Below are 13,017 nucleotides of genomic sequence, written 5' to 3' on the forward strand. Positions count from 1 at the left end.
CCTACTTTCTCGTTGTTCCTCTTTCTAAAACTTCTATTGGAAGTTTAAAGTATGTTTGTTCTACATTTTCATTATTAATGAGTTTGATAAGCAATTCTGCAGCAGTTTTCCCCATTTCATAAATAGGCTGTGCAATCGTTGAAATTTCGGGATATATCATCTTGCCAAAAGTAATACCATCAAATCCAATAATTTGTAAGTCTTCAGGTACCTTTTTACCTAGCTTTAGTGCAGTTTTTAAAAAACCAATTGCGATTGTGTCATTACTACAAAAAATTCCGTCTACATTTGGATTGTTTTCATAAAATGCAAATGCCACTTCTTCTGCGCTTTCTAGCTCAAAGTCAGAATGACCAATAACATAAGGTAATTGTAAATCATTAGCTTGGTCTACAAATCCGTTATGCCTTTCAATAACAGGGTTTACATGTTCCGGGCCCTTAATATGAGCGATATTTTTCGCACCCTTTTCTACTAATAACTGTACTGCCTTCTTAGCGCCATCGTAGTTATGAGACGTAATCGACGGTAATAGCTGCTCACTTACTCGGTCTAGTGACACTATCGGTATAGTCGTTTCCATCCATTTATGAATATCCAGAGTATGAGTGGCTAATATAATTCCATCGACATAGTTTAGCTGAAATGCATTTAAGTATTCTGCTTCCTTTACAGGATCCTGATCTGAATTGCATAACATAACAGTATACCCTTGACTAAGAGCCACATCCTCTATCGCTCTAGTCATTTCAGGGAAAAAGGGGTTCTTTATATCGGGAACCATTAGGGCAATCATGCGCGTCTTTTTATAATTCAACGCCTGTGCAATTCGATTAGGTGTATACGAAAGTTTCTTAATTGCGTTCTCTACCTTTTTCCTACTTTCTTCCCCAACATAACCACTATTATTTAACACTCGTGAAACAGTCCCTACAGAAACACCTGCTTCAGCTGCCACCTCCTTAATAGTTGCCATTTTTTTCTACCTCCATTAAACTTTATGTAACCGGTTACACACATAGTACAATTTTCTGATATTTATGTCAATGGATTTTTTCCAAACAAAAAAGTGACTACTTGGAACGTATCAAAATTAGCGTAAAATCTAATCTCTACGATACCTACCTTTGTAGCCACTTTTAATAACGTATTTAGTTCAATCAAACGTTTGTTTGAAACTAGTCTATCACTTTTTACACATTCAAAAACTTCACACAAACCGGTTCTGGCACTTTTACATCCGTTTGGATTTTTTCTAACTTCCCTGTAGTTGTATCTCTACTAAACAATGTCATCGTGTTTGACTTTTGGTTCGTAGCAACTAGGAACTCTCCAGTAGGGTCAAGTACAAAGTCACGCGGCCAATCGCCTTCCGTTGAAGTCCATTCGACAAAGGTTAACTGTCCAGAATCTTGGTCTACCTTGTATACAGCTATACTATTATGTCCGCGGTTCCCTGCATACACATATTGCCCGTCAGCCGAAATATGAACCGCGCTTCCATCATTTGTTTCAGAGAAATCTGCTGGAATAGTAGGAATGTATTGTTGCGCTGCAAAACTTCCATCATTCTCATTGTAATGAAGTACAACCACTTCAGAGCTTAATTCCGTCATGACATAAGCAAACTTCCCATTCGGATGGAACGTAATATGTCTTGGACCACTACCTGGCTTTGTCGTAAACACACTTGCCTCTTTTAACTCTCCGTTATGGACACTGTATGTAATAACACGATCACTTCCTAAGTCAATTGCTACAACGTACTTTTCGTCTGGAGTAAAACCGGCATAATGCATATGCGGCTTTTCCTGTCTTTCATGTGGACCAGAGCCTTCATGCTCAATAACAGATACAGCTGGTTGAAGAGAGCCATCTTCGTTTGTCACATACGATACGATTTTCGTTGTATGGTAATTCGCAGTCACTACATTGCTGTTATCGTAATTAACACTAACGTGGCAAGGCGGTGAACCTGCAGATGCCTGACTATTTAACTTTGTTAACGCACCTGTTTCACCATTAATAGAAAACGCTGTAACTCCACCATTTCCCCCTTCTTTTGCCACTGCATATAAATATTTATTGTCGTTACTTACCGTAACATATGTAGGATTATCAAGCTCAGCGGCTAACTTAACGTCTAATAACTCTCTTTTTTCCGTATCCAGCACGAACTTGTAAACACCTTTACTCGCTTCTTTCGTATACGTACCGACATAACCAATAAATTTTGCCATCGTATAACCCCTCTAACATTATTTTGTGGACAGAGGGACAGGTTCCGTGTCCCACCAAAAAATGGATGTCGGGTAGAAGACAGGCGCGCGCATTCATTATGAACCACGTTTCCTGTAGCCCCCCTTCAATCCCGGACGGTCGGATTTCCCGAGTCCGGTTTCGGCCTTGACCTGCCACAGATAAGCCTTCCCTATTGAGTCTAGGTTTAAGTTCTAGCCAACATACGCCCATTACTGATTAGGTTTACTTATCCGCTCGTTCTTGTTTAACTAAGTTAACTCTGTGTTCAACCATATGTTAGTTAGAACCGTCAAGTACCCAGAGTCCCTTCGCTCTATCCAATGTGTTACATTGATAGAAATAGAATTTCCTTCTATTTATGAAGGCATTACCCTCCACTCATCGCTACTACGAACTCATGCGCCAATCCTAAATCCTCTCAACCTATTTCGTTTTTATTTAACTTATAAGGCTAAGTCTTTGCAGGTTGTTGCTAGTCCCTGCTGGAAGTAGGACCTTCCCGTCGTTATCTCTGAGAACCTTTCTCCAGATGCTAAATCCCATACTCCGGTCGCTTCTATGGTGCATGTGACCATTTCTTCCCATAGAACATCGGCTTTCCCCACTCGTCCACTAGGTCAGCGCTTTACAACATCCCTTAAAAACAGTTTTCATAAGGGCAGGATTTTCGGAGCTGCAGTATTCGTTAAAGCCTTTTGGCCTCTGGATTTGCTCGCCACTCTAACTGTTCCGACTCTTACTCTCTCTGAGTAGAGTTAAGCCGCAGTGGCTTTTACTTCCAAGCAGAACGTAGTTCGTTACCTCCCTACGCATTGGATATACTAGTCACCCGAACTGGTCAATTGGTGACAGGAGACTTTCACTCCATTAGATTCTCAGCCTTGACGGCTGCTCCGGACAAGGTACCTGTCCCTCTGTCCCATTTATACTACTATAACAAATTTGGGAGTAATAATTAAATCTACTAATAAAAAAACTTATTCGCTTGGGCATTCTTCCTTTAACAACATCCTCTGAAACCCTACACCTCATACAACTCCAGGGGCAACCCATCCGGATCCATAAAGAAGGTGAATTTTTTCCTCGTTAAACTATCTATACGGATTGGTTCAACTGAGATCCCCTCTCTTTCAAGTTCTGCAACACAATCTTCCACATTTTCCACTTTAAATGCGAAATGGCGAAGACCTTGCGCTTCCGGATAGCTTGGTCGGACTGGAGCGTCAGGAAAAGAAAATAATTCAATTTGAGTGCCATCTGGCAACTGTAAATCAAGTTTATAGGAATCTCTTTCTTCTCGGTATGTTTCTTCTATTATTGGTAAACCAAGTACCCTTGTATAAAAGTGTTTAGATTTTTCATAATTGGAACAGATAATTGCTACATGATGGATTCCAATAATATTCATTCATTTTAACTCCCTCTATTAGCGTTTCTATTTATCCAATATTATATCAAAACTATTATTTTGATTACCTTGTAGATAAAAAGCTTTGGTTAGACGAAGGAGTACCGTGCGCTAACTTAAAATAGATGGAATTGAACCTATCTCTTGTTGCTCTTTCAATTGTCATATGCTTTTATCGGCAACCACTTTAAAACATCTTGAATTTTCGCATCCCAGTATCCCCATTCGTGCTCTCCAGGGCTAAAAGAGGTCGTTAGCTCAAGTTTTGTTTGTTCACATAGTTCTTTAAACTTTACGTTTTGGTGATATAAAAAGTCTTCTGTACCACAGCATTGATATAATTTTGGCATTTCCATATTACTATCCTTACGTTGTTCTAATAGCCATAATAGGTCATTCTCCGTCCCAGCCACTTTATTGTTACCAAAGATATGTTCAAAGCTTTTTCTTCTAGCATCATCCTGAGACATCATTTCCACCGTATTCACGACATCTAACGCTCCAGAAAGACTTGCTGCTGCTGCAAATTTTTCTGGTTGTCGGAAAGCCCATTTAAATGCACCGTAGCCACCCATTGATAAACCAGCGACAAAATTATCTTCCCGCTTATCGGATAGATTGAAAAAAGAACGGGCAACAGGTGGTAACTCTTCTGATAAAAAAGTCCAAAAACGATGACCGTGAACCATATCCGTATAATAGCTATGATGAACTTGTGGCATAACGACCGCTAAGCCTAGTCCATCTACATACCTTTCAATTGAAGTTCTTCGTGTCCAAATCGTATCATCATCACTATAGCCATGTAGTAAATAAAGGGTAGGGAACTTTTCACCCACCTCTCTATTATGGAAAGGTTGCTGAGGTAAAATCACCGTCATCGAAGTACTTAAACCTAACGCTTCAGAGAAAAAATCACATCTTAATACAGCCATCAAAAAATCCTCCCTTATTTTTCACGTAGAGTATTGCCTGTCTGACAAAAAAACGCGACGGTCGTAATGGACCACCGCGTTTTCTATCTTATAAATAAATCTCTACTGAGTTTGTATCTTCATTTAGTAATGTTGCTAGTTTTTCGCCATCAATAAATAATCCACCTTGACGATAACGGTTAGTTGTCAATGTTGCTTCCACTGCTTCTCCATTCACTGTAACACGCTTTTCTTCTGCTTGAAGGTGGTACGTAAATGTTACTGGACATCCGTTCACCTTAAAGTTAAAGCTTAAGCCGTCTAAATGTGTTGGAAGTACAGGGTCGATCACTAGTCCACCATTTTCTTGGCGAATCCCTAGGCAGTTGCTAATTAGCTGGTTCATATAAATTCCAGGGCCACTGGAGTATATACGCCATCCGCCTTTCACTTGTACGCTTCCATCACGTAACTTTCCAAACTGTTCTTGCGCTTCATAACGTGTACTAAATTTACCATCAGAACTACTGAAGTATGTGTTGCTTTGTCTACGTTCTGCATTCGGTACAACGTTTTGAATACCGATCGGGTTAATCATTGCTAACCCTTTCCAAGCTTCATCTTCCTTACCTAACTTCGCCATCGCTTCTACAAAACGAATGTGCGCATGAACATACTGTAAACCGATTTCTCTACCGAAGTTAGATGCTTGCTCCGCACGTTTGAAATGCTTACTTACTCCACCTTCATATTTTGCAGGGCGGTTCATTAAGCGAACACCGTCTGGACAGTATAATTCTTTTTTAATTAAGTCATAGTGAGACGCCGCTTGCTCAGGTGTTAAAAGCTCACTAATCATACTTCTTGTCATTGGAAGTAGACGATAGTTAATGCCTGTTTTTGTATCTTCTGGATGAACCATATATTCTACTTTGCCTGGCTCTTCCATGTACACAAAACCTGGAATTACGTCTGTTTTAAGCATATATTTATTGAAGTCTGCTTCAATACCTTCCGCTAACGTCATAAGCTCTGATGCTTCTTCTTTGTTCACTTCCGCTAGTACATTAGCAAACTTTTTCATTACTTGATAAGTTAATGATACTGTCCAACTACTAACCATGAAGTCTCTTAATTGTGCGTTAGCTGGCTGAAGCGTATCATCCCAGTCTCCATCACCATAAGAGCTTAAATGAGTATCATGCACAAAGTTGTTTTTCATATAATCAATTTGTTTTTTTGCATGATCAAATATTGTTGCTGTTTCTTCTGTTAAGTCAAACTGTCCACGGATAGTATACGGAACTTGTTCCTCTAAAATAGAGAAGTCTTTTGTTACAGATAAATAATCAGCAAGAACCTTTAACGGCCAAACAATGATATCTCCATGACTTTCTCCTGCTTGAATTTTGTTATAACGGTCAAACATGAACCATTGTGGCCAGTTTCCATCATCTTCAAATTGGTGACTGTACACCGTTTTCAAAATTTCTTTTACCGATTCATATTTTTGTGTAGCCATGAAATATTCAGTTGGTCCTTGGCAAACGTCACGAGTCCCCCAAGCTGCTCCACTATACTGCTCTAAACCGTGTGGTACAGTAAAATGAACTAACATGTTATGTGTGTACCACCATGCAACACTGTTCACTTTTTCTAGCTCTTCTGTTTCCCCACCATGTAGTGATAATTCAAAGCCATTCATACATTCACGTAAGAAATCACGATAACGTGCAATTTCAGTTACAGCATTTTTCTCTGTAAATGGAACTTCCTCACCATGCAATAAACCTTGAATTGTCATTGTCCAATCGCTAGTGCTATCAAGCTCTAAAACTACTAATGATGCAGAATTAGGATCTGCATTTTCTACTAATGCTCCCTCATTTGAAATCTTCATGTTCGTGCCATCCACACGGAACTTGTACGTTAACTCTGGATACACATTTGCACTCATCGAAGATTCATGAGCAGTAAACGTCACAACACCGTCTTCTTCCTTCATTAAGAATGGTGTTTCTAACTCGTTCGCACTCACCACTACTTGGTTTGTCACAAGGTAACGATATTGTTTTCCACTTTCTGACTGAACATGTAATTGAAGCTCAGGCGTGTCCACCATTGTGTAATTTGTAATAATGATCATATCTGTTGCTGTTTTGTAATACCAACGAGCATAGTTAAAGCCAATTTCATACATAGAAGGCATCGTTAATAGTTGATACGTTCCTTCTACTTCTACAAAAATACGTTGACCTGATGTTTTATATACATTTAAGGCATTACGAGCATTAGAAAGCATTTTATTGAAAGATGTATTTCCGACTACCACTTGAGAGTTGAAAATTCCATACATGTAAGATGTAGACGAGAACACATTTTCTTTCATTTTGTCATTTTGACCAGTCATAATAATATGACCGTGAGGACGCTCTACAATTAGCTCTTTCTCTTTTAACACGACATGCTCATGTGTTTCTGTGAAGAAAGATAATAATGTATCACCTTCCCACTCTTCTTGACGTCTAATTGGGAAATATTTATTTACTTCGTCCATAGTTAACGTTGCCGTTTGAACTGGTGCGCCAATTTTATTAGAATCACTAACTTTTCGTTGCTCTATTCCAATCTCTACTTCTGTTCCTTGAATGCTTTCCCATGCACTTTGCACTTCGTCTTCAAACGCAAGATCTGTAATTGCTTCTTCATGATTTTCTTTAAATAAGCCATAGAAAACAAATTGTGCTTCGCCAGCTAACTTCACCTTTTCGGATTGAAGAGCAGTGTAAGCAAATTCGAATTGGTACACTTCATTCGGAAGCGAATCTTTGTATAACACTTCTGGAACATCTGTCTCTTTATAAGATAAACCGAAAAACTGGAAGCCATCTGTTAAATAGCCTGTCGCTTTCGTTAAAGAACCTTGTTGTAAATAAGGGAACCCACCTGGTTGTGGTTGGTTTTGCCTAGAGCAAACAACATAGCCTTTGTTTGTAGATTCAAAAATGGCATGGTCGATATATTGCGCCACATACGCTTCATTGTTGCGAACTGCACCTTTACTTGCAATCGAAATATCTTGTCCATATATAACATCAATTTCAACATCGGCTCCGTCCACTTTTACATCCCAAAACCAAACACCTTCGTTAGTTAAATGGAATGTTACGACATAATTTACATCCTCAACTGTACCTTTCCAAGTCATTGCTTTTTCAGATACGTAAAAAGTACTTGGAGATTTTACACCTAGAAGGGGTACAACTTTCATTCCCTCTTTACGATGTAAACGTAAATATAAGTTATTTAAAGATCCGTCTACAGGGTTTCCTAGTAGTTGATTAATCATTACCCAGCCATGATTTGCTTCAAATAAATCCCCACTGTTTAAAAAAGTAAAACTAATTTCACCTGCTTTTAATTGATGTTTAGTTGCTTCGGTCGTTGTTGTCATGATGGCCTCCTTAGGATTGTACTACTCTTTTTTCTGATAAGTACTAATAAATTGTGTTTCGATTTTTACCGAATCTTCCTCAGCTAGACTAGATACTGTTTCGGCCTAGCTGTTACTTTTTAATAGAGCTACTTATTTCACTAACACAAATTCTTTTTCTTTCGTTTCCACACTATTCGGTCCTACAAATACGATGAACTTTCCTGCATCACTAGCAAACTGTAAATCTGCGTGATGGTAACGTAGCATTTCTTCTGTAATGGTGAACGTAACTGTCTTTGTTTCACCAGGGTTTAACGTAATTCTTTCGTAGCTTTTTAGCTCTTTTAATGGGCGAACTACTTCTCCAACTACATCGCGAACGTAAAGCTGTACAATTTCATCCCCAGCCACGTCACCTGTATTCGTTACATCTATCGATACGGAAATCGACGTATCATCTGTTAATTTGTCGTCGGAAAGAGTTAACTCACCGTATGCAAAGCTTGTATAACTTAGTCCAAATCCGAATGGTAATAGTGGACTATTGGGAATGTCTAAATACTTGGAAACATATTCTGTCACTGGCTCATCTTTCGGACGGCCTGTGTTAAATGCATTGTAATAAACAGGAACTTGTCCAACCGAATACGGGAATGATATCGTAATTTTCCCTGAAGGATTAGCATCACCGAATAGTAAGTCGGCAATCGCTGCACCACCTTCTGTTCCTGGATACCATGCTTCTAGCACTGCATCTGTCTCGTCAATTACACCGTGTAAATCTAACGGACGTCCATTAAACAACACTACTGCAATCGGTTTCCCTAATTTCTTTATCTCAGCGATTAATTGAAGTTGCACTTCCGGTAACCGAATATCTGCACGACACTTCGCTTCCCCACTCATTCTTGAATGCTCACCTAACGCAAGCACAATTACTTCCGCCTGCTCTGCTGCTTTTACAGCCTCTTGAAGCTGTTGTTCTGTTACAGTCTCAATATCACAGCCCTGCGCTACAAATAGGTTGGCTGGATCCATCTTCATCTTGAAACCTTCATCCACTTTTACAGCGATTTCCGTTGAACCTTGCCAAGACCAAGGGCCTAAAATGTCGCCATTATGTGCGAAAGGACCAATCAATGCAATCTTTTGCTCTTTTTGTAGTGGAAGCACATTTTCATTTTTCATTAGCACACACGACTTCGCAGCTAACTCTCTAGCAACTTGACGGTGTTCTTTACTTAAAATTAACTTTTCTTCAAGCTCGACATTTGCACCGCGGTAAGGATTCTCAAATAATCCTAGCTTTTCTTTTAATTGCAAAATACGAAGTACTGACTCATCTAGTAAACTTTCAGAAATCGTTCCATCTTCCACAAGCTCTTTTAAATTGTGAACATAGCACGGTGTCATCATTTCGATATCTACGCCTGCTTCAAGCGCCTTTTTCGCTGCTTCTCTTTCATCTTCTGCAACGCCGTGAGCAATAATTTCTTTTATCGCTCCCCAGTCAGAAATAATAACGCCATCAAAGCCCCACTCTTCACGAAGTAAGTCACGCATTAATTTTTTATTACCGGATGCTGGTATGCTATCAACTGTATTGAAAGCCGTCATGACCATCTCACAGCCTTCATCAAGTGCTGCCTTATATGCTGGTAAGTAAGATTCACGAAGAATGCGTTCTGACATATCAACTGTATTATAATCTCGTCCAGCCTCTGCAGCCCCATAAGCAGCAAAGTGCTTCACACATGCAGCGACACGATTTGTATCATTCGTTAAATCATTACCTTGGAATCCTCTTACAAACGCTCTAGCAAAATCGGAATTTAAAAATGGATCTTCCCCAGTAGATTCCATCACTCGGCCCCATCTTGGGTCGCGAACTAAATCTACCATCGGCGCAAACGTTACGTGTACACCTGATACAGCAGCCTCAATTGCTGCAATCTCTGCACTTTTTTCTGCTAACTCCATGTCCCATGAACTACCGATTGCTAATGGAACTGGAAAAATCGTTTTAAAACCATGGATAATATCCGCCATCATTAATAGAGGAATTCCTAATCTATTATTCTCCATATATGTTTTTTGGATGTTCATTACTTCTTGCGCACCTGCACCACCTAGTACAGAACCGCTATTATTTACGATTTCTTCATTAATCCCCATATCTGCCATCGGACCAGTAATTTGACCCTTGTGTGAAGAACCTTTATAAAATAATGTTGCAAGTTGAAGTAGTTGCGCTACTTTCTCGTCTATAGTCATTTGGTTTAAAAGTTCTCGTGATCTCGTCATATTTTTCCCCCCGTTGTCTTTTTTTTAAACTTGCATAAACATTGATCAACATTTTATTTTAAATAATTTTTATTTAATGAAACCCTGATATTCCAACAATTGAAACGTTACAATGAAGACTCAAAAAAAATAGTTTATTTCTTAAAAGTTTTATTTACCGCTCAATTGAAACGTTTCAATAACATTATATAAGTTAATGTATACGTTTTCAATCCTTTTCTCACTTATTTTTGATGTGGAAACATAATTAACCCTTTCCCCCACGGGAGCAATTGCATTTGACGATTCCATTTTATTTATCATCGGGACTAATTTCAATTTTCCTTATCAAAGCCTCTACTTTAATTCCTCATTACAAAAAATACCCCATTAGCTATGGCTTGGGGTATCCTTCGTTCTATTAAACTTCAAATTTCTCCGGGCGGTAACGTCTCTCTAATCTATCTGCAGCGGCGTGACGGTCTTCTTGACGAAGTTTTTCTAAATACGAATCTAGATTTAGATCGTCTCTCGTATGGAATGGTCCGCCTTCGTGGATGACGCTCCACATTGGGTCAATTGGTGAATCAGAAGTCATCATTTGGTCTGCAACCCATTTATCTAATAAGCGAAGCCCTTTGGCAACTACTTCCGGCTTTTCATCAACTAGGTTTTTAGTCTCATGTGGGTCGTTTTCAATATCAAATAACATTAACTCTGGGAACTCTTTTAATCCGTCGTGGTACGTACGGATAAGTATCCAGTTATCAAAGCGAACTCCGCGTTGACAGCTCCATGCACATTGGCTTACGACTAAATAGTCTCGACCAGCAGATTCTCCATCCGTTAAGGCTGGTAAGAAGCTTTTTCCGTCCCAACTTTTACGCGGAGCTCCACCTACAAATTCCGCTAGGGTTGGTCCTAAGTCAACTTGGTAATGGAAGTCTCTGTCGACATGGCCCTGTTTTACACCAGGACCTGCGATAATACATGGTATCCTTGACGTAATATGGTCTGCTGTTTGGTGATCACCATAAATATTTAACTCTCCTTGGTTTTCCCCATGATCAGCAGAAATGATAATCATCGTTTCTTCTAAGATCCCTTGCTCTTCCAGTGTTGCTAAAATCTTGCCAACATGATCATCAACATGGCGAATTGCAGTATCATATCCGTCAATCCACGCTTTGAAGTCATCACGGTTTTTAATTTCTTCTGGAATGCCTGGCCATTGGCGAACTTTCGGTAAATCCCTTGCACTATAAGGTCCATAGCTTTCACGATGTTTCGCAATCATTTCATCTGTAAGCCACTCTGGAGCTGGAGCATTCTCAAAGGGGTTTCCGTAATCTGCAGGCGTCCGGTAAGGAGTATGTGGATCCCAGAAGTTTAAATATAAAAACCAATCTTCTTTTTCACTTCCTCGTTCCTTAAGCCAACGCAATGCCTCTTTCGATACATCTCCTGCTGTTTCCCCTGCATGCTTCCCGGTATCATGCTGCTCTAAGAAACCTTGCAGGACGTGCCAAGCAGCATGTCGCCCTGGAAATGGACTAATTATTGCTGTGTGATGCTTTTTAAATCTTAGTACATCTACCCATGCTTGGTAATCCGTATGGTGATAATTAAAAGGCCGATCTTTGCCGATTTGGCGAATATCAGCATTAACCCCACCATGGTTAACTAGGCCTGTATGGATGCCAAATTTAGAACTAAACAGTGCAGTACGTGATGGTGCACACGGTGCATCGGATGCATAATAATTATCAAAACGTACCCCCCGCTCTGCAATACTATCAATATTTGGTGACGTATTACGTTGATAACCATAGCAACCTAAATGATCTGGACGCAAAGCATCGATGTCAATATAAAGTATTTTCATAAATATCCCCCGCCCTCTAATACTTATTTTCTATTAATAACGTTGAAACTACAGGATAATGATCGGATGGAAATGCTTCTTCAATCTTTCTCCTATCTACTACTGTTTTAACTATTTCTACGTTTGGTGTGGTAAAGATATAATCAATTGGTTCACCTGATGTTCCACCAGAAAACTCATGGTGATACGTACGACCTATATCGCCTTCAAGCACACTGTAAGAGTCTTTCAACATTGCTTTGCTACTAGCAATCTCTCCTCTTAAAAACTGCACAACTTGATTATCTGGTTTACTATTAAAATCACCAGTCAGTATAATCGGCAGCTTTTTTTCCTCATAGTGCTTGGAAATCCGTTCCCAAATTAATTGAATTCCGTTTTCTCTTGCCTCTTGGCTAATATGGTCAAGGTGTGTGTTGTAGTGGATAAACTCTTGGCCACTCTTTTTCACTCGGAAATGTGTCCATGTGCAGATCCGCGGAAAATCACTATTCCAACTAATACTTCCTGGCTCCTCTGGAGTTTCCGATAACCAGAACTGTCCCTCATCCACGATTTCCAATTCATCATATCGATAAAAAATCGCACAAAACTCATCTTCCATACCGCCTCGCCTACCTTTACCGGTCCAACGATACGCTGGTAATCTTTTTTCTAGTCCTTCTAGCATGAAAAGAGCACCTTCTTGTGTACCAACAATGAGAGGCGAATGATCTAGTATCATCTTCGACACTTTATCAACCCGATAAGGCCACGCATTTTCACCATCTTGTGGAACGAAAACCCTTAAATTAAACGTCATAACTTTTAATTCCATCTTGTTCACCAT

At 39.5% G+C, this 13,017-nt stretch carries 8 protein-coding genes; all 8 read right to left on the reverse strand.

Features of this window, described 5'->3' with window-relative positions; translation table 11 throughout:
• Position 1: 1 nt before the first annotated feature.
• Positions 2 to 976 carry a LacI family DNA-binding transcriptional regulator gene (locus O1A01_RS22655; protein WP_270065078.1) on the reverse strand — a complete coding sequence of 325 codons (975 nt, stop codon included), beginning with the start codon at positions 974 to 976 and terminating at the stop codon, positions 2 to 4.
• A 217-nt stretch (positions 977 to 1,193) separates the two neighbouring features.
• Positions 1,194 to 2,240, reverse strand: a complete 1,047-nt coding sequence (locus tag O1A01_RS22660) for a lactonase family protein (RefSeq protein ID WP_270065079.1) — start codon at positions 2,238 to 2,240, stop codon at positions 1,194 to 1,196.
• 1,043 nt (positions 2,241 to 3,283) lie between these two features.
• Entirely contained in the window at positions 3,284 to 3,670 is a 387-nt protein-coding gene (gene gloA2, locus O1A01_RS22665; RefSeq protein WP_270065080.1) for an SMU1112c/YaeR family gloxylase I-like metalloprotein, read from the reverse strand.
• Between the two features lie 155 nt (positions 3,671 to 3,825).
• On the reverse strand, positions 3,826 to 4,605 hold the full coding sequence (locus O1A01_RS22670) for an alpha/beta hydrolase (protein WP_270065081.1): 780 nt from the start codon (positions 4,603 to 4,605) through the stop codon (positions 3,826 to 3,828).
• Positions 4,606 to 4,693: 88 nt separating this feature from the next.
• The gene (locus tag O1A01_RS22675) at positions 4,694 to 8,038 is read right to left on the reverse strand and encodes a GH36-type glycosyl hydrolase domain-containing protein (RefSeq protein ID WP_270065082.1); all 3,345 of its coding nucleotides are present in this window, start codon (positions 8,036 to 8,038) and stop codon (positions 4,694 to 4,696) included.
• Between the two features lie 132 nt (positions 8,039 to 8,170).
• Positions 8,171 to 10,324, reverse strand: coding sequence for a glycoside hydrolase family 3 N-terminal domain-containing protein (locus O1A01_RS22680; protein WP_270065083.1), 2,154 nt, complete (start codon positions 10,322 to 10,324; stop codon positions 8,171 to 8,173).
• Positions 10,325 to 10,724: 400 nt separating this feature from the next.
• Positions 10,725 to 12,188 (reverse strand): sulfatase family protein, encoded by a 1,464-nt coding sequence (locus tag O1A01_RS22685; RefSeq protein WP_270065084.1) that lies wholly within the window; start codon positions 12,186 to 12,188, stop codon positions 10,725 to 10,727.
• Between the two features lie 16 nt (positions 12,189 to 12,204).
• Positions 12,205 to 13,017 (reverse strand): endonuclease/exonuclease/phosphatase family protein, encoded by an 813-nt coding sequence (locus tag O1A01_RS22690; protein ID WP_270065085.1) that lies wholly within the window; start codon positions 13,015 to 13,017, stop codon positions 12,205 to 12,207.

Origin of the sequence: Sutcliffiella sp. NC1 (assembly GCF_027594365.1) — a bacterium.
Classification (GTDB): Bacteria; Bacillota; Bacilli; order Bacillales; family Bacillaceae_I; genus Sutcliffiella; species Sutcliffiella cohnii.